General features: G+C 67.2%; 15 protein-coding genes and 1 tRNA gene. 5 read left to right on the plus strand and 11 right to left on the minus strand.

Annotated features, from left to right (window positions below; all coding sequences use genetic code 11):
- Positions 1-8 precede the first annotated feature (8 nt).
- From ACN6PJ_RS07200 to ACN6PJ_RS07225, 6 genes are all read right to left on the minus strand, one after another.
- On the minus strand, positions 9-1607 hold the full coding sequence (locus tag ACN6PJ_RS07200) for an ABC transporter ATP-binding protein (RefSeq protein ID WP_427995190.1): 1599 nt from the start codon (positions 1605-1607) through the stop codon (positions 9-11).
- A 3-nt stretch (positions 1608-1610) separates the two neighbouring features.
- Positions 1611-2447 carry an ABC transporter permease gene (locus ACN6PJ_RS07205; protein ID WP_427995191.1) on the minus strand — a complete coding sequence of 279 codons (837 nt, stop codon included), beginning with the start codon at positions 2445-2447 and terminating at the stop codon, positions 1611-1613.
- A complete protein-coding gene (locus ACN6PJ_RS07210) occupies positions 2444-3421 on the minus strand; it encodes an ABC transporter permease (protein WP_427995260.1) in 978 nt (325 codons plus the stop codon). Before ACN6PJ_RS07210 ends, ACN6PJ_RS07205 begins: the two co-directional genes overlap by 4 nt.
- Positions 3422-3436: 15 nt before the next feature.
- Positions 3437-5026, minus strand: coding sequence for an ABC transporter substrate-binding protein (locus ACN6PJ_RS07215; RefSeq protein ID WP_427995192.1), 1590 nt, complete (start codon positions 5024-5026; stop codon positions 3437-3439).
- A gap of 79 nt (positions 5027-5105) precedes the next feature.
- The gene (locus ACN6PJ_RS07220) at positions 5106-6386 is read right to left on the minus strand and encodes an aspartate aminotransferase family protein (RefSeq protein WP_427995193.1); all 1281 of its coding nucleotides are present in this window, start codon (positions 6384-6386) and stop codon (positions 5106-5108) included.
- A 56-nt stretch (positions 6387-6442) separates the two neighbouring features.
- Entirely contained in the window at positions 6443-7546 is a 1104-nt protein-coding gene (locus ACN6PJ_RS07225) for a phosphotransferase (protein WP_427995194.1), read from the minus strand.
- 317 nt (positions 7547-7863) lie between these two features.
- Here ACN6PJ_RS07225 and ACN6PJ_RS07230 point away from each other — a divergent pair, with 317 nt between their 5' ends.
- Positions 7864-8571, plus strand: coding sequence for a GntR family transcriptional regulator (locus ACN6PJ_RS07230; protein WP_427995195.1), 708 nt, complete (start codon positions 7864-7866; stop codon positions 8569-8571).
- 223 nt (positions 8572-8794) lie between these two features.
- Here ACN6PJ_RS07230 and ACN6PJ_RS07235 read toward each other — a convergent pair.
- A tRNA-Lys gene (locus ACN6PJ_RS07235) sits at positions 8795-8870 on the minus strand.
- A 120-nt stretch (positions 8871-8990) separates the two neighbouring features.
- Positions 8991-9737 carry a 3-oxoacyl-ACP reductase family protein gene (locus tag ACN6PJ_RS07240; protein WP_427995196.1) on the minus strand — a complete coding sequence of 249 codons (747 nt, stop codon included), beginning with the start codon at positions 9735-9737 and terminating at the stop codon, positions 8991-8993.
- A gap of 116 nt (positions 9738-9853) precedes the next feature.
- Between ACN6PJ_RS07240 and ACN6PJ_RS07245 the strand changes: the two genes are divergently transcribed.
- Both ACN6PJ_RS07245 and ACN6PJ_RS07250 read left to right on the plus strand, forming a co-directional pair.
- Positions 9854-10480, plus strand: a complete 627-nt coding sequence (locus ACN6PJ_RS07245; RefSeq protein WP_427995197.1) for a TetR/AcrR family transcriptional regulator — start codon at positions 9854-9856, stop codon at positions 10478-10480.
- An 11-nt stretch (positions 10481-10491) separates the two neighbouring features.
- Positions 10492-12081 (plus strand): sensor domain-containing diguanylate cyclase, encoded by a 1590-nt coding sequence (locus ACN6PJ_RS07250; protein ID WP_427995198.1) that lies wholly within the window; start codon positions 10492-10494, stop codon positions 12079-12081.
- 6 nt (positions 12082-12087) lie between these two features.
- On the opposite strand, the gene ACN6PJ_RS07255 is transcribed toward ACN6PJ_RS07250, so the two are convergent.
- On the minus strand, positions 12088-14163 hold the full coding sequence (locus ACN6PJ_RS07255; RefSeq protein WP_427995199.1) for an AsmA family protein: 2076 nt from the start codon (positions 14161-14163) through the stop codon (positions 12088-12090).
- A gap of 351 nt (positions 14164-14514) precedes the next feature.
- Here ACN6PJ_RS07255 and ACN6PJ_RS07260 point away from each other — a divergent pair, with 351 nt between their 5' ends.
- Positions 14515-16428, plus strand: a complete 1914-nt coding sequence (locus tag ACN6PJ_RS07260; RefSeq protein WP_427995200.1) for an LTA synthase family protein — start codon at positions 14515-14517, stop codon at positions 16426-16428.
- Here ACN6PJ_RS07260 and ACN6PJ_RS07265 read toward each other — a convergent pair.
- The gene (locus ACN6PJ_RS07265) at positions 16412-17017 is read right to left on the minus strand and encodes a DNA-3-methyladenine glycosylase I (protein ID WP_427995201.1); all 606 of its coding nucleotides are present in this window, start codon (positions 17015-17017) and stop codon (positions 16412-16414) included. The genes ACN6PJ_RS07260 and ACN6PJ_RS07265 overlap by 17 nt on opposite strands.
- Positions 17018-17210: 193 nt before the next feature.
- Between ACN6PJ_RS07265 and ACN6PJ_RS07270 the strand changes: the two genes are divergently transcribed.
- A complete protein-coding gene (locus ACN6PJ_RS07270) occupies positions 17211-17672 on the plus strand; it encodes a YkgJ family cysteine cluster protein (protein WP_427995202.1) in 462 nt (153 codons plus the stop codon).
- Between the two features lie 41 nt (positions 17673-17713).
- Here ACN6PJ_RS07270 and ACN6PJ_RS07275 read toward each other — a convergent pair whose 3' ends face one another.
- Positions 17714-18493: a helix-turn-helix domain-containing protein gene (locus ACN6PJ_RS07275; RefSeq protein WP_427995203.1), complete on the minus strand. Its 780-nt coding sequence runs from the start codon at positions 18491-18493 to the stop codon at positions 17714-17716.
- Positions 18494-18577: the final 84 nt, after the last annotated feature.

Consider the following 18577-nt stretch of genomic DNA (forward strand, 5'->3'; position numbering starts at 1 on the left):
AGGGATGTTTACTTCCAGCTGCGTCCGGGCACGGCGGCGATCAGTTCGCGGGTGTACTCGTGCCGGGGTTGTTCCAGGACCTGGGCGGTCGGCCCCTGCTCGACGATCTCGCCGTGCTTGAGCACGATGACGCGGTCGCACAACTGGGACGCCACGCGCAGGTCATGGGTGATGAAAAGCATGGACAACTGCAGTTCCTGCTTCAGCTGCCGCAACATGGCCAGCACCTGGTCCTGGACCGAAACGTCCAGCGCGGAAACGGGTTCGTCCGCCACGATCAGCTCCGGCGTCACGGCGATGGCCCGGGCAAAGCCCAGGCGCTGGCGCTGGCCGCCCGAGAACTCGTGCGGGTAACGGTCCAGCGCGGACGGATCCAGCTTGACCAGCTGCATCAGTTCGCGGGCCCTCGCCATCGCGGCGCCGGCGGACATGCCATGACGGCGCATGCCGCCGGTCAGGATGCGCGCCACCGTATGGCGCGGGTTGAGCGAACCATACGGGTCCTGGAAAATCATCTGCACCGAACGGCGCCGCTCGGGGTCCGCAAACGCGCCTTCGGCCAGCAGGTCGGCCCCGCGCAGCCGCATCTCGCCGCCATCGGCGGGCACCAGGCCCGCCAGCATGCGGCCGATGGTCGATTTGCCCGACCCGGACTCGCCAACCAGCCCCACCGTCTCGCCGCGCCGTATGTCGAACGACACTCCCTTGACGGCCGGGAACTGCTGGGCCGGACCAAACCACTTACCCTTGCGCAGGTAGGTCTTGCGCAGGTCCTTTACCCTGAGCAGGGCATCGGACTGGACTTCGCCGGCGGCCGGCGGCCGGAAGGACGGCACCGCGGCCAGCAGCGATTGCGTATAGGCGGCCTGGGGGGCTCGCAGCACCTGCTGCGCGGTGCCGGACTCCACCACGCGCCCGCCTTGCATCACGACGATGCGATCGGCGATCTCCGACACCACGCCGAAGTCGTGCGTGATGAAAAGCACGGCCAGCCCCTTGCGCTGCTGGATATCCTTGATCAACGCCAGGATCTGCGCCTGCGTCGTGACGTCCAGCGCCGTGGTCGGCTCATCGGCGATCAGTACGTCGGGCTCCAGCGCAAGCGCCATGGCGATCATGACGCGCTGGCGTTGTCCGCCCGACAATTGGTAGGGATAGGAGTCCGCAATGCGGGCGTGGTCCGGCAAGCCGACCGAGGTCAGCAGCTCGGCCACGCGCGCGCTCGTCTGGCGCGCATCGCGCATGCCATGCGTGCGCAGCATCTCGCCGATCTGGCGCCCGCAGCGCATCAGCGGATTGAGCGCGCTGAGCGGTTCCTGGAAGACCATGGCAATGCGCTTGCCGCGCACCTTGCGCAGCTCGCTCAACGGCATGCCGGCCAGCTGCTGTTCGCCCAGCCGGATATCGCCGCCGGCGATCCGCAGGCCGCGCGGCAGCAGGCCCAGCACGGCATGCGCCAGCGTGGATTTGCCCGATCCGGACTCGCCCACCACGCACACGATCTCGCGCGCGTTCAGGGCCAGGCTGACGCCATCCACCGCCAGGGCGCGATCTCCGCCCGCCGGCAGCGAGATCGACAGGTTTTCAATCTGAAGCAACGGCGCCACGGCTCACCCCTTGCGATGAAGACGGGGATTGAGCGCATCATTGAGGCCCTCACCCATCAGGTTGACCGCCAGCACGGTGACGAAGATCGCGATTCCCGGGAACAGGCACATCCACCAGGCCAGGCGCAGGAAGGTGCGCGAGGCGCCGACCATGTAGCCCCAGGTCATCAGGTTCGGGTCGCCCAGCCCCAGGAAGCTGATGGCGCTTTCCAGCAGGATGGCGTTGGCCACCATCAACGACGCCATCACGATCAGCGGCGACACGCAGTTGGGCAGGATCTCGGCGAACACGATATGGGCGCGCGAATAGCCCTGCACCGAGGCGGCCTCCACGAACTCGCTGGACTTCACCCGCATGAATTCGGCGCGCACCAGCCGCGCGATCGGCGGCCAGCTCACCAGCGCCACGGCGGCGATCACCGAACCGAAAGACGGCTGGAATATCGCCACCAGCACGATGGCGAACAGAAAGCTGGGAATGGTCTGGAAGATCTCGGTCAGGCGCATGAGCAGCTCGTCCCAGCGGCCGCCGAAATAACCGGCCGGCACGCCCACCAGCATGCCAATGAAGACCGCCACCACGGTCGCCACCACGCCCACCATCAGCGAGGCCTGAGCGCCGTGCACGATGCCCGCCGCGATGTTGCGGCCCATGGAATCCGATCCCAGCCAGGCCCCGGCCTCTTCGAAGGGGTGCAGGAACGGCGCTTCGGTCGCGTCCCAGGGATTGATGGGATAGAGCCACTGGGCGCCCAGGGCCATCAGCACGATGGCGGCCAGGCAGGCCAGCCCGACCACCGCGCCGGCATTGCTGAAATATCGCTTGATCAATGACTTCATGATTGGCTCTGCATGCGAGGATCGACAAGGCGGTAGATCAGGTCGGTCAGCAGGTTGAACGCCACCACCACCACCGAGGTGCAGAAAAACACCCCGAGCAGCACGGGATAGTCGCGCTGCTGCAGCGCGTCGAAGGCGAGCCGCCCGATGCCCGGCCAGGCGAACACGGTTTCGACCAGCACCGAACCGCCGATCAGCTGGCCGGCCTGCATGCCGGCCAGCGTGATCACCGGCAGCACGGCATTGCGCAACTGATGCACCCACACCACCCGGCCGGACGACAGGCCCTTGGCCCAAGCCGTCTTGACGAAATCGGCGCCCTGGATCTCGTTCATGGACACGCGCGCCAGGCGGGTATAGACCGCCAGGTTGAACCCCGCCAGGGTGACGATGGGCAGCAAGGCATGCTTGGCGATATCCAGCGTGCGCGCAATCCCCGTCAGCGACGAACCCATGGTCTCGTAGCCGAAGGCCGGCAGCCAACCCAGGCTGACCGAGAAGCCCAGCACCAGCAGCAGCCCCACCCAGAAAATGGGCGTGGCGTAGAAGGCCAGCGATGCCGCGGTGATGGCGGAATCCAGCCACGAGCCCCGGTAACGGCTAGCCAACGCTCCCAGCAGGATCCCTCCCAGCAACGCGATGAGAAAGGCCGGAACCGCCAGCACCAGCGTGGCGGGAAGGCGATCGGAAATCATGTCCCAGACGGGACGCTGCTGCCGATAGCTATAGCCCAGATCCAGCGTGGCGATGGATTGCAGATAGCTGCCCAATTGCACCACGATGGGCTGGTCCAGCTTGAACTCCTGGCGCAACTGCTCCAGGAACTTCGCGTCGGACGACCCGGCCTCGCCGGCCAGCACGCTGACCGGGTCGCCGGGCGCCATGTGCACCAGGGCAAAGTTGATGACGGCGACTGCGACCAGCACCGTGACCGACTTACCCAGCACGGAAAGTAAGGGCCGCAGCCATCTCATCATCCGTTCTCCCGCTTACTTCTCGATGTAGGTCGTCGCGAAGCTTTCCGCCACGCCGATGGCGGACGTCGTCACGTTCTTGACCTTCTTGTTGGTGATCGTGGGAAAGGCCAGCTCGACCAGCCAGGCGGTCGGCGCATCCTTGGCGACCTGGCCATAGGCTTGCGAATACAGCTGCTGGCGCTTGGCCGGATCGACTTCCTTCGCGGCGGCGATCAGCGCGGCATCCACGTCCTTGTTCACATAGCCCGACGTATTGGTCCCGTAGCCGCCCTTGTGGCTGTTGTCCGAACGGTAGGTGCGGTCCACGCCCAGCGCCGGATCCGAGTACTGGTACAGGTACTCCACGACGGAATCGAACTCCCAATTGGAATAGCGGCGCGCCCAGCTGCCGGCGTCGGTGCTTTCCAGCACCACTTCGATCCCCACCTTGGACAGCGAATTCTTGACGTATTCGGACACCTTGTTCCAGGTGTCGCCGTACGGCAGGCCCAGCAGCTTGATGCTGGCGCGCTTGCCCGCGGCGTCCGGCTTCAGGCCCATCTCGTCGAGCAGCGCGATGGCCTTCTTCGGATCGTAGTCATAGCGCGGCAGCTTGTCGTCGTAGAAGCGCGTCACCGACGACACCGGCCCCGTGGCGGGGCGCGCGGCGCCGAAGAAGATGCGTTCGGCGATGAACTTGCGGTCGATGGCGTACTGAATGGCCTGGCGGAAGCGCGCGTCGTCCATCGGCTTGACGCGATGGTTGAGTTCGATCGCGGCGTGCGAGCCGGTGAACTCGTAGCCCTTGGTCGTGACCTCCAGCTGCGGGTTGGCCTTGATCTGCGGCAGGAACGCGAAATCGATGTCGCCGAAACTGGCCACCTGCACCGCGCCGCTTTCCAACGCCACCAGCCGGGAATTGGCATCCGGAATCACCTGGAAGTAGATCTTGTCCAGGTACGGCAGATTGGGGCGCCAGTACTTGTCGTTGCGCTCCAGCAGCACGAACCGGCCGCGCTGCCATTCCTTGAACTTGAAAGGCCCGGTGCCGATCGGCGTCTGGTTGGCCGGATTGTTGCGGAAGTCCGTGCCCTTGTAGATGTGGGCCGGCACGATAGGCGCGGACGACACTTCAAAGGCGTTGATGAAGGGCGAGTACGGCTCCTTGAGCGTAATGACGACGGTCAACGGACCGGTCTTCTCGATGCTCGCCACATGGCTGAGGTTGTTGCGGGCGCGCGCATGCACCTCGGGCAGGTATTCCTTGAGCGAGAACAGCACGTCGTCCGCGCCGAACGGCTTGCCGTCGTGCCAGGTCACGCCTTCCTGCAGCTCGAAGGTATAGGTCAGCCCGTCGGGCGACACGGTCCAGGACTTGGCCAGGCTGGGCTGCGGATTGAGCTTGAAATCGTAGGTCAGCAGGCTCTCGTAGATCTTGCCGCCGACGATTTGCGTGGGCGTCTGCTGGTTCAGGCCCAGCATCAGCACGGGCGGCTCGGGGTTCAGAATGACGTTGAGCGTGCCGCCGCGCGTCTGCGCCCAGGCTGCCGTGGCCGCCCCCATGGCGGCGCCGGCCAGCAGGACATTCAGTGCGGTTTTCCTGAAGAAGGTGGTGTTGCGCATGATGATTCCCTTCGTATTCGACGTGGTGGATCGGGATTGGTCTTCTTGTGTAGCGTCTTGTTGTCCAGTCTGCTGCCGCTCAGCGCATCGCGGCGCCGCACTGCTCGTCCAGGGCCCCGGCCAGGAGGCCGACGTGCTCGGCCTGGAACACCAGCGGCGGACGGATCTTGAGCGTGGACGCATTGCGGCCCGCGGTGCCGAGCAGCACGCCGGACCGGCGCAAGCCGTTGACGACGCGCTGGGTCAGGCGAGCGGCCTGCGCCGCATCGCCATCGGGCGCGACGATGTCCACGCCCCAGTACAGGCCATTGCCGCGCACAGCGCCCAGGCAATCGTGGCGCTGCGCCAGGTCCGCCAGCGCCCGCGCCATCGCCAGGCCGGTGCGCTCGACGTGCGCCGGAGCATCGATACGTTCCAGCTCGTCCAGCACGGCGAGCCCGACGGCCGACGACACGGTGTTGCCGCCGAAAGTATTGAAATAACGGCATTGCCGGCCAAAGGCGTCGACCAGGCGCGACTGCGCGACCAGGCCGCCGATTGGATGCCCGTTGCCCATGGGTTTGCCCATGGAAACCATGTCCGGAACCACGCCGTCGCGCTGGAATGCCCACCAGTTGGCGCCCATCCGGGCAAAGCCGCCCTGCACTTCGTCGGCGATGAACAGCCCGCCCCGGGCGCGCACGCGTCCGGCCGCCAGGGCCAGCGCCTGGCTGGCGTCGGCATACATGCCGTCGCTGGCGAACACGGTGTCGACCATGAGCGCGGCCACCGGCGTGCCGGCGGCCTCCAGCTCGTCGGCCGCCGCGTCCACGCACGCGGCGAACTTCGCCGCCACCTCAGCCGGCGTGCCGTCCAGCAGGCACGGCGCGGGGATCGTGCGGACATGCGCGCCGACAGGACGCAGCGACGGCGACACGTCGGCCAGCGCCATGGTCACGCCGTGATAGGCGTTGCCGGTAACGATCACGCCCCGCCGCCCCGTCGCCTCGAAAGCGATGCGCAGCGCCAGATCATTGGCCTCGCTGCCCGTGCACGTGAACATGGCGGTGTCCAGCGCGTCGGGAAACATCGCCAGCAAGCGCTCGGCATAACGCACGACGCCATCGTGGAGATAACGCGTATGCGTATTGAGCACGGAAGCCTGGCGCGACAGCGCCTCCACCACGGCCGGATTGGCATGCCCAACCACCGGCACATTGTTGTAGGCGTCCAGATAGCGCCGGCCGGAGGCGTCGTACAGCCACACGCCCTCGCCGCGCACCAGTTCCACCGGCTCCTCGTAGAACAGACGGTAGGCCGGCCCCAATGCCTTGCGCCGCGCCAACAGGTCCTGCTGCTTATCGTTCCGGTTCACCGTCATTGCATGTCCTTCACTCGATTCTTGCGCTGCTTCGCGCAGCTCCGTGCAGGGCGCGGTCAACGCGTGCCCTGGCTCCATTCGCCGTACAGCTCGTTGAACAGCGCCGTCGCCGCCGCGCGGCTGCGCAGGATGTAGGCGCCATTGCCGGGAAAGCGCAGGGCGCGCCACGACGGAATCGCGATGCGCTGCACCAGCCGGCCCAGCACCAGGTCCAGCACGAGCCTTCGTTCCTGCGGAGTCAACGGCGACACCGACTCGTAACCCGCCACCACCGCCGACAGCACGTCCAGCGGGTCGCCGGGAACCGTCATCTGGTAGGACGCGGCGATGGCGATCTCCGCGATGCGCGGCGCATGCACCATGTCGCCGAAATCCAGGATGCCGGCCAGACCCGTGCCCGCCTCGTCCACCAGAATGTTGCTGGGCGACAGGTCGTTATGGATGATCTGCCTGGGCAGCGCGGCCAGCACCGGCATGACGTCCTGCTCGAACACGTCCAGATAGGCGGCGATGCGGCCCCGCTCCTGCGGACACTCCACAGCCCCCAGCATCGGCCGAACCCGCGCCACCTGGCAGACGTCCCACAGGAACAGGCGATGCGCCGCCGGATGTTCGAAGCCGGCAAGCTGGGCGTCCAGCTCGCCGGCGGCCCTGCCCACCGCCTGCCAGGATCGCGGCCCGGCCGACATCGCCGTTCCCGCCCTGCCGGCCAGGAAGCCATAGGCGCGCACCCGCACCGGCCCGTCGATTTGCGGCACGCGGAAGCTCAGCCAGTCCCGCGTCGCCACGCCGTCGTCGCAACCCGGCCCGATATCCGGATCCGCCAGCCAATCCGCCGTGTCGGCAGGCTGGTGGTGCGGCGCCCGCAGCGCGCCCAGCCCGCTCCGGCGCGCTTCCAGGTGCTTCAGGACGGCGATCTGCATGCGCGTTTCATCCAGGCTTTCCGCGCCGTTGATGAACTTCAGCGTCAGGGACGCGCCGTCCTCCCGGCTGATCCGGAAATTCATGTCGCGTTCGCCCGACAGCGGAACGCACTGCACGTAGCCGGGATAGCAGACCCGGGCCACGCGCTCGGCATCCTCCAGCCTGATGGGCGGAGGCGAATTGACCAGCAGGGCATCCACCGGCGCTTCCTGGCCGGGGGCGGCGTTCAACGGCATCACAAGATATTCCGATTTAAATATTTGATGCATCATGCATCAACTTCAATGCACCGCGACATCGGTGTATTCCCGGAGACAGGGAAATCCCGGCCAAGCCGTTTCAGAACGCTGGTTTTGCCTATAAGACTGATAAAGTAGGGAGTGGGCCGCACAGCCCGCCCGCCGCCCGCCCGGACCATCCCTTCGTGGCGATCCCATCCCTCTTGGCACGTACGTTGATGCATCATCCGAGCGCAAGCCCACATCCCGCCCCTACCGCCGAACCTCTCGCGCCGGCTTCGCCAGCGCCGCAGGCAGAGGCCCGTTTCGCGGCCATGCAGTACGAAAGCATGGGCAACCGGGTCTACACCCGGATCTGCAGCGCCCTGATGGAAGGCCAGCTCCGGCCCGGGGACCGGCTGCGCATCCGGGAGCTGGCGGCCGAATTGGGCACCAGCATCACCCCCGTGCGCGATGGCGTGCTGCGTCTGGTCCAGGATGGCGCGCTCGTCATGCGCAGCGCGCGCGACATCCGGGTAGCGGAAGTCACCCTGCCCGAATACCTGGAAATCCGCGACATCCGGCTGGAACTCGAAGGCATGGCGGCGGCGCGGGCCGCCGAAGTCGCCACCGCGGACGACATCGCGCGCATGGAAGCGCTGATCGAACAGAATGAGCAGGCGCTCGCCGCCGGCGACGTATTGGCCGCCATCAGCCTGAACCAGCACTTCCATTTCGAATACTGCCGCATCGCCAACATGCCGGTGCTGTTGAGCATCCTCGAACGGCTATGGTTGAAGATGGGCCCCTTGATCGCCCAGTGCTACACCGCGGGCGGGCGCGACATGATCGACGGCCACTACTCCCTGCTCACCGCCATGCGCAACCGCGATAGCCAGGCGGCACGGGTGGCCGTCCAGACGGATATCCTCTCCGGCGGCCAGGTGATCCTGGAGTTGAAGAAGCGGTCGGCGCAGGCCGCGGGCAATGCCGATGCCGCGCAGGCAGCCCCGGCAGCGAGGCAGGCACGGCCTGCGGCGTGAGGGCGATGGAGCAACCGGCAACGGAACAACCGGCCCGGGCCTGCAATGCCCCGTGAACCGTCATGGGCACGCAGGCCGCCCGGCAATGAAAGCGAAAGCCGTTGCGCGGCCCATAGCGCCAACGGCGGCGCCACCCCAGCACGGCGATGGCGCGACAAGGCCGCCGGAAAACAAAAAAGCCCACCGGAACCGGTGGGCTTTTTTCTGGTGCTACCAGGAATTCTGGTGGGCTGTGAGTGGCTCGAACACTCGACCTACGGATTAAGAGTCCGCTGCTCTACCAACTGAGCTAACAGCCCTTGCAATTCGCCCAGTCCCGAAACGCGTTTCGTTATGTGCGTAGTGCGAAGAAGCAAGATTATATGTAGCTTTTTTGGTTTGCGCAAGTCGTGTGCGAAAAACTTTTAGCGAGCGGCGCCTCAGGCGGCGTAGCCGCCGTCCACCGCCAGGCTTGCGCCCGTGACGTAGCGCCCTTCGGGGCCGGCCAGGAAGGCCACCATGCCGGCGATGTCGCGGGTCTCGCCGTAGTGCGGCAAGGACAGCACCGCGACCAGGTCCCCCGCCCGTTCGCCATCGGCGGGATTCATGTCGGTGTCGATCGGGCCGGGATGCACGACGTTGGCAGTGATGCCGCGCGCGCCCAGGTCGCGGGCCAGGCCCTGCGTCAAGCCGACCAGCGCCGCCTTGCTGGCGGCGTACAGCGCCACGCCGGGACGGCCGGCGCGGGCTGCCAGGCAGCTGCCGATATTGATGATGCGGCCGCCGTCCGGCATGGACGCCTGGGCCGCCTGGATTGCGACGAAGGGCGCGCGGACATTGACATCCATCGTCCGCTCGTAATCGTCCAGGCTGGCTTCGCCGATCGGGCCCGCGATGAACACGCCCGCATTGTTGACCAGCACGTCCACCGGCCCAAGTTCCGCAACGGCCTGTTCGACCGCCCGGCGGACGGCCCCGGCATCCATGGAGTCGGCCTGGATGGCCAGGGCGCGCCGGCCGTCGGAGGACAGCTCCTGCGCCAGCGCCTGCGCGCCGGCGGCGGAAGACGGGCTCACATAGGTGAACGCCACGTTAGCGCCATCGGCCGCCAGGCGGCGCGCGATGGCCGCGCCGATTCCCCGGCTGCCGCCGGTGACGAAAGCAACTTTCCCAGTCAGGTTTTGCATGGTTGAACTCATATTTGTAGTGATCAGTACAAATATATTCGCCGAGACGGGCCGCGCCCGTCAATGATTTTTTTATCGATCAACACAAAATTTGCGCCGCGAGTAAAATCGTCGCCATGGCAGAACGTGGGCGCCCCCGGAACTTCGACCGGGCCCAGGCCTTGCGCCGGGCCATGGATGTGTTCTGGTCGAAGGGATATGAAGGAGCATCGCTGGCCGACCTGACGGAAGCGATGGGCATCAATTCGCCCAGCCTTTATGGCGCCTTTGGCTCGAAGGAAGGCCTGTTCCGCGAAGCCGTGGAGCTCTACCGCGACACCGAAGGCGGCTCGGGCAGGCGCGCGCTGGAAGACGCCCCCACCGCGCGCGAAGGCATCCAGTCGATGCTGCTGGCTTCGGCCGAACGCTTCACCGCTCCCGGCCATCCGCCCGGCTGCATGATCGTGCTGGGCGCGCCCTCGGGCTGCGTGAATCACGCCAGCGTGGGCGACTTCCTGGGCGACAACCGCCGCGAAATGCAAAGCCGGATCCTGGCTCGCCTGCATGCGGGCGCCGCCGACGGCGAGCTGCCTCCCGGCGCGGACCTCAAGGGCCTTGCCGCGTTCTACACCACCGTGCTGCACGGCATGTCGATCCAGGCGCGCGACGGCGCAAGCCGCAAGACCTTGCAGGCCGTGGCCAGGCAGGCGATGTGCGCCTGGGACGCGCTGGCCGGCTGCCAGCCGGACCGCGCCCGCCCCTGACGGTTCGCGGCATGTTCCGCATCGACCTGCGGCGCCTCATTCTGTGGATCAGCCTGCTGTCGATCATCCTGGTGCTGGCAGGCGGCCTGCATGCCAGCTATCTCGTGCAGCGCGACCTGTTGCTGCGCAATGCGCTGGAGGTCAACCGGGTCTACGCGTCCAAGCTGGCGAGCGCGACCGATTCGTTCCTGACCGATCTGCAACGCTACCTGGCTTACAGCGCGGAAGTGCTGTCCGATATGGAGGCCCATCCGGAACTCATGATCGCGGAGACGCGGCGCCAGGATCGGCAACTGGGGCATTTCAATTCCAGCTTCGTCGTGTCGCCGCAAGGCAAGGTGCTGGCCGAGCCCACATCGTCGCCGCACCTGCTGGGCCAGCATCTGCGCAGCGACGCCTTCAGGGACGCGCTGGACGCCAGACGGCCGACCATCAGCGAGCCCTTCAAGACCCGCAGCGGCCGCTGGCTGATCCTGTACACCCACCCCATTCTTGCCGCCGACGGGCGATATCTCGGCTATATCGCGGGCACGCTTTACCTGCACGGGGACAATGTGCTGGACCGCCTGCTGGGCCAGCACTTCTACCGCGACGACTCCTCGCTGTATGTCGTGGATCGCGACGGCACGCTGATCTATCACCCCGACGACAGCCGCCTCGGGCGCGCCAGCCCCGACAACGAGGCCTTCGCCTCGGCACGGCGCGGCGAAACCGGCGAAATGCGCTACACCGACGACCAGGGCCGCGAGATGCTCGCGGGCTATGCGCCGGTGCCGAGCACAGGCTGGAGCATCATCGCGCAGCGCCCCGTCGACAATACGCTGCAGCCCCTGAGCGCCCTGCTCATGGCCACGGCCAGCAATACGCTGCCGCTGCTGCTGCTTGCCGTGGCAACCATCTGGCTACTGTCGCACCTGATAGCGCGGCCCCTGGGCGAACTGGCCGGCATCGCCAAACACATGCAGAACCCGGATTCCGCGGACCGCATCCGCAGCGTGCGCTCGTGGTATTTCGAAGCGGCGCAGCTCAAGCGCGCGCTGCTCATGGGACTTGCCTCGCTGCATCACAAGATCCACGATCTGCGGCGCGAAAGCACCACGGACACCTTGACCGGCCTGCTGAACCGGCGCGGCCTGGACGAGGCGCTGGCGCTGCTGCAGGCCGAGGACGAGACTGTGGCGATCGTGGCCATCGACATCGACCACTTCAAGACGATCAACGATCGCTACGGCCATGCGGCCGGCGACCGCGCGCTGCAGGAGTTGGCGGCGCTGATGCGCGCAGGCTCCCGCGACGGCGACACGCTGGCGCGCGCCGGCGGCGAGGAATTCGTCATGCTGCTGCCCGGCGCGCCGATGGCCGCGGCGATCGCGACCGTCGAACGCCTGCGCCTGCGGGTGGCTGCGCAGCACGGCATGGCGCCGGGCCCCATCACGATCTCGGCGGGCGTGGCGGCCTACCCGGAGCATGGCGCGACACTGGATGCCGTCTGCCAGCGCGCGGATCAGGCGCTCTACTACGCCAAGAACCACGGCCGCAACGCCGTCTGCGTCGCGGACGACAACACCCAGGCCGGCTCGCGGATCGCGCCGCAGGCCTGAAGCCCCCTACTTCCTGGCCGGAGCGGGCGCCTTCGGCGGCTTGCGCATCTGCTCAAGCATGGGGCCGCACGCGTTCTCGTCGGTCGTGCTGGGCGCCACCAGCGCCAGCAATCCGGCCGCCGGCGTGAGCAGCACGCCCAGGGCCACCATGCCCGCGCCGCGCGCCGCCAGCGGCAGCGCATGCACGCCCACGTCCGGCGAACCGAAGGAGCCTCGCACGTACAGCGGCGAACGCAGCGAAAAGATGCGGAACCCCTTGCTGTCCGGCGTGATGTCCATATCCAGCTTCTCGTTCTTGAAGTCGGCCGTGCCGGTAATGCTGATCAGGGCGTTCTCGGTGTCGAACACGAAGATGCGCGGCGTCATGACGCCGTTCTTCATGCCCAGGTCGGCAGCGCCGCAGTTGATCTTTACCTCGTCGTCGCCGAACAGCTTGGACACGACGTAGTTGCCGACGTTGAGGCCCGCGATTTCCATCAGGCTGCGGCTGATCACCCCATCGTTGACCAGCATCTTCACGTCGCCCGTGGCCGTGCCCAGAAGCGCCGCCACGGAGTTGCCCGCGCCGCTGATGGCCAGGTCTCCGTTCAGCTCGCCCAGCGTCTTCTGCATCGCCGGGGTCGCGGGAAAGAGCTGCTTGAGCCTCAGGCGGCGCGCATGCATCTCTACCCGGCCGGTCAGGGGCGCGCCGGCGCCGTCCAGGCGGATCGTCGAGTTGATGCTCCCTCCCGCCATGCCGAAGCGCAGGGGATCCAGCGTCAGCTTGCCGTCCTGCAGCACCAGATGAACGGAGAGATCCGACAGCGGCAGTTTGCTGTCGTGGACGATGCGGCCGGCCTCCAGCGACACGTCGGCGTCCATGTCGCGCCAGCGGTCCGTGCGGAAGGCCTGGGTGGGCAGCACCTTGCCGCCCTTGGGCTTGGCCGGCGCATCCTTGGCCTTGTCGGCTTGCGCCCCCGCGACCGTGCCCGAGGGCACGCCGATCAGCGGCCCCAGATCCGCCATGCGCAGCTGCTTGGAAGACAGCGTGCCGGTCAGCCTGGGGCGCGGCGCGCCCAGCGCGAACGAGATATCGCCATGCAGATCGCTGTTTCCGACCTTGCCGTTGAAGCCCTTGTAGTCGAACACGGCTCCGCCCGGACTGCGCAGCCTGGCGACCAGGTGTCCGTCGGTGGAATACGGCGGCGTGTCCGGCAGCGTGACGCCGGTCAGCGGATACAGCTGGGCCATCGAAGCGCCCGACAGTTTCAGCCGCAGGTCCAGCGCGCCCAGGTTGACCGGATCGGTCAAGGTGCCGGTAACGGCGGCCCGCGTTCCGCCGATCGCCACGTCGGCCTGCACCGGGAACGGCTGCTTGTCGTCCTGCAGGGCCAGCATGCCGCCGACCTTGCCTTCGCCCTTGGTGGCCAGACCCTTGTACTTTCCCGCCACCTTCCAGCCGAATACGTAATCGCGCGGCGCCGTCTTTGCGCCGCCTTCCTCGGCAAAGGCCGCGCCCGCCACGTCGGCGAACGGCACGGGCTTGCCCAGGGGGTCCACCTGGACGGTCAGGTCGGCCTTGAGGATCTCGTCGACCAGCCCCACGCGGCCCTTGTCGAAACCGATCTCGTTGATGTCCAGGACCCAGGGCGAGGGCTCGCCGGTCTCGGGCAACGTGAACGTCCAGTTCGCCCGGCCATCGGCCAGGCGCTCCAGGTCCGCCGCGGGCTCGGTCAGCTGGATGCGCCGGATCACCACCCGCTGGCGCAGCAGCGGCAAGGGCGCAAGGCTGAATTCGCCGCGCTTGAGCGTGGCGAACTGGGGCGCTTTGGCCCAGGGCGCGTTGCCCACCGAGATATCGTTGGCGATGACGCGCGGCCATGGCACCCAGGCGCGCCAGCCTCCCTCCTCGGGCTGCCGCTGCCACTCGACGCTCAGGTCGCCATTGATGGCGAAGGGGCGCCCGATCGCGGCGCTGACTCGCTCGTTGATCATGGGCCTGGCCCGGTTCCAGTCGAAGGCGGCGATCGCCACCACCAGCACGACCACCAGGAGCGCCGCTCCCCCTACAATCCCGATCGCTATTTTTCTTGAGCGCGTCATGGTTATTATCCTTGCCATTGCGGCCGGCATACCGCAGCCGGCCATCGCTACCTCTAAAGGGTATCGCGGCCCGCAGTGCCGGCCGGGATTGCTGGCCCCATAATGTATGCGGATCTTTCCATGCCCGTTGGTCCCGGTGGAGGCGCGCGGCGCGCGTCGCCCGGCGTTTGCGCAGCATGGCGCGTGCCCGGCCTCGTGGCGGCCGGTTACAAAACGAAAAGGCTCCGGACAGAGAAATACGCAGGACACGCCAGCGCCAGGCGAATTTTCAACGCCGGCGCGGTTCAAATGTCCGAACGCGAGAGACGACCGGCCCGGTCACGTCGGAACGCTGAATAACCTGGAGGCCCGATGCGGCATTCGACCTTGATTTTCGTGGTGGCGGCATTTGCGCTGCTGACGCTCAGCCGCCTGGCGCTGGCCGCCTGGCAGTTCAAGCGCGTGCGCAATGCCGGCGGCCTGCTGCCCCTGCTGCTGGGCGGGCTGCGCATCGACGCCCATCAGATCGGCGTGCTGGCGGCCCTGCCCGCCGTGCTGTCGCCCCTGCTGGGCCATTTCCCCCTGGCCGCGACGCTGGCCGGCTACTGGTACCTGGTCGCCTTCATCCTGCTGGCCTTCCTGGAAGTGGCCACGCCGCCCTTCATCCTGGAATACGACAGCCGCCCCAACCGCCTCTTCGTCGAATACCTCAAGCATCCGCGCGAAGTGTCCGGCATGCTCTGGCGCGGCTACAAGACGGCGCTGGTGGGCGGCCTGGGCGTCCTGGCGCTGATAGGCTGGGGCGCCTACGGCCTGTTTGGCGATGCCCGGCCGGACGCCCAGCTCGTCTGGTGGCAAATGCCGCTCGCCAGCGTGGCGATACTGGCGGCCGTCATCCTGGCCATCCGCGGCACCCTGGGCCACCGCCCCATCAACCCGTCGTCGGTGGCCTATAGCTCGGACGGCATGCTCAACACCCTGGCGCTGAATTCGCTCTACAACGTTTTCTATGCCGTCTACAGCATGAAGAACGAGAAGTCCGCCTCCGCCGTCTACGGCGGCATGGACGACGACAAGATGCACGGGCTGGTGCTGGCGCAGGCCGGCCTGCCCGTTCCGCCCGCCAACCCGGACTATCCCAGCCTGCACCGCCAGCCGTCCAGCCGCAAGACGGCGCGGCCGCTCAACCTGGTGATCATCCTGGAGGAAAGCCTGGGCGCGCAGTACAGCGCCGGCCTGGGCGGCGCCGACCTGACGCCGGAGCTGGATGCGCTGGCGCGCGAGGCCTGGACGTTCACACGCGCTTACGCGACGGGCACCCGCTCGGTGCGCGGGCTGGAGGCGGTGGTCACCGGCTTCCTGCCCACGCCCGCCCAGGCCGTGCTGAAACTGCCGCGGTCTCAGCGGGGCTTTTTCTCCCTGGCGGACCTGCTCGGCCGCCACGGCTACCATTCGCGCTTCATCTACGGCGGCGAGTCGCACTTCGACAATATGAAGGGCTTCTTCCTGGGCAACGGCTTCAGGCAGATCGTGGATCGCGCCGATTTCGTCGACCCGGCATTCGTCGGCACCTGGGGCGCCTCGGACGAAGACATGTTCAACCAGCTCGACCGGCTGCTGCGCGAAGACGGCGACCAGCCGACCTTCACGCTGGCCTTCAGCGTGTCGAACCATTCTCCGTGGGAATACCCGGCGGGCCGCATCCAGACCGAGGGCAATCCCGCCACCGTGGAAAACACCGTCCGTTATGCGGACTGGGCGCTGGGCCGCTTCTTCGAACGCGCCAAGGCCTCGCCCTACTGGGAAAACACGGTATTCCTGGTGGCCGCCGATCATGATTCCCGGGTCTTCGGCGCCAGCCTGGTGCCGGTGCGGCACTTCCATATCCCGGCCGTGATCCTGGGCGCCGGCATCCAGGCGCGCCGCGACGAGCGCCTGATCAGCCAGATCGACCTGCCCCCAACCCTGCTGTCGCTGATAGGCGTGGACACCGAGCATCCGATGATCGGGCATGACCTGACCCGCAGCACGCCCGGCCGGGCCATCATGCAGTACGACAACACCTACGGGTATCTGAAGGAAGACGAGCTGCTGGTGCTGGCGCCCAACAAGACGCCGGTGCAGTACCGCTACACCGCGCCCGAGGACTACGCGCCGGTGGCCCTGAACCCCGCCCTGGCCGCCGAGGCGCTGGCGCATGCGCTGTGGCCCAGCTGGGCCTACCGCGAAGGACGCTACTGCCTGCCTGGAGCCGCCGTCCCGGAACAGGCTACGCCGGCCGCCTGAACGCCTTGCGCGCCTTCTCGCTGGCCGCGTAGCAGTGGCAATCGGGGCTGTGATCGTTCACCATGCCGACCGATTGCATGAACGCATAGACCGTCGTGGGCCCGACGAACTTCCAGCCCAGCTTCTTCAGCGCCTTGGACAAGGCCTCGGACTGCTCGGACGTGGACGCGCCATAGGTGGACGGCGCGCCGGCCGGGGCTTCGAAGCGCCACAGATAGGCGGCCAGCGACCCCTCGCGCTGGATCATCTCAAGCGCGCGGGCCGCATTGTTGATCACGGCCTCGATCTTCCCCCGGTGGCGCACGATGCCGGAGTCGGCCAACAACGCCGCCACCTCTTTTTCGCCGAATCGCGCCACCCGGGCGGGATCGAAATTGGCAAAGCCGCGGCGGAAGGCCTCGCGCTTGGACAGGATGGTGCGCCAGCTCAGCCCGGACTGGAAGCCTTCCAGGCAAAGCTGCTCGAACAGCGCACGGTCGTCGGCTTCGGGGTGGCCCCATTCTGTATCGTGATAGGCCATGTACTCGGTGGAAGTGTCCACCCAGCCGCAACGGGCGAGGCCGTCGGGGAATTCGGTCTTGGCGTTCAATTCTGGCTCCTGGCCGCAGTCGGGTCACCGATGCTACCGCAGCAACACACTCGAAAAAAGTCGTAGCGGCCGCCACGGATATCCAGCTAATATTTGCAACCCTGATCCCGCGCCGGCCGTGACCGCGCGCTCCGGCGCCCCTTGCGGGTTTTGCGTACCTGCCGGGGCCGGACAGGTTTACGCACTGCGCGCCATGTCCCTGCTCGACTCATCCCTTGTCACTTTCGTCTCGCCCGCCGTCCTGGCAGGCGACGACCCGGCGGCCAACCCCTGCCTGGACTGCGGGGCATGCTGCTCCCATTTCCGCGTTTCGTTCTACTGCGGCGAACTGGCCGGAGAAAACGGCGGCCACGTGCCCGTGGAACTCGTTACCCAGATGAGCCCGCTGCGCGCCTGCATGAAAGGCACCGAAACCGGCGGCGGCCGCTGCATCGCGCTGCGGGGAGAGCTCGGCCGGCCCGGCATCCACTGCGCCATCTACGAAAACCGCCCCACGCCCTGCCGGGAATTCGACATCTGGATGCCCGACGGTTCGCCCAACCCCGATTGCCAGCGGCTGCGGCTGCGGCTGGGGCTGCCGCCGGTACCGCCCCGGCCGGACGCCGAAAACGATCCGCAGGGCCCCATGCATCCGAATCAGCCGGCCGCAGCCTGAGACGGCGGCACCCCCGGCGGGCGCGAGGCCGGCGGCTTCCCCTAGCCGCGGCCCGCCAGGTAGCGGGTGGGCGTAGCGCCGAACGCCGCGCGGAAACTTCCGATGAACGCGCTGGTGCTCTCGTACCCCACCGAAAGCCCGGCTTCGGTGACGGAACCGCCGCGACACAGCAGCTCCAGGGCTCGCAGCAAGCGGGCCTGCTGGCGCCACCGCCCCAGCGTCACCCCGGTTTCCTGGCGGAACCTGCGCATCAGCGTGCGCGACGACATATTGAGCCGCTGCGCCCATTCATCGATGCCCGCGGTGTCCTCGGGCGTATCCAGCAGCGAGTGGGCCAGGTCCTGCAGGCGCGGATCGGCCGGCATGGGCAGCAGCATGGGTTCGTGTTCGCGGTGCCTGAGCTCTTCCAGCAACACGTCGAACAGCTGCATCTGGTAGGCCGGCGACACGGCCTGCGCGCCCGCGCCGGTGAAGCGGTCCATCAAGGCCTCGATCAGCTTGGACGAGGGCCACGACCGGCAACTGGCCGGCAGCCGCTCGCAGACGTCCTTGCGCACGTACAGGAACGACCCGCGCGCCTCGCCGAACCAGCGCGCGCCATGCCGCACGCCCGGCGGAATCCAGCCCAGGCTGCCCGGCATCACGGTCCAGACCTCGGTGCCCGCCTGCACCATCACCAGCCCTTCGTGCACCAGCACCAGCATGCCCTCGTCATGGACATGCGAAGGCACGGAGATCCCTTTGGATTCGCGGCGGCCCTGAACGCTGAAAGGCGTCAGCAGGACATCCGGCAAGGCGGGCGCGATGGCCACATGAAGCATGGTTGGCAGGTTTGAGCTACTGATTGACGGTTTCCGCGGAGCGCGGCTCTTTGAAAATGTACATCATTCTCATCAGGACATCAG

Origin of the sequence: Achromobacter sp. (genome assembly GCF_050285585.1) — a bacterium.
In the GTDB taxonomy this organism is placed as follows: domain Bacteria; phylum Pseudomonadota; class Gammaproteobacteria; order Burkholderiales; family Burkholderiaceae_B; genus Achromobacter.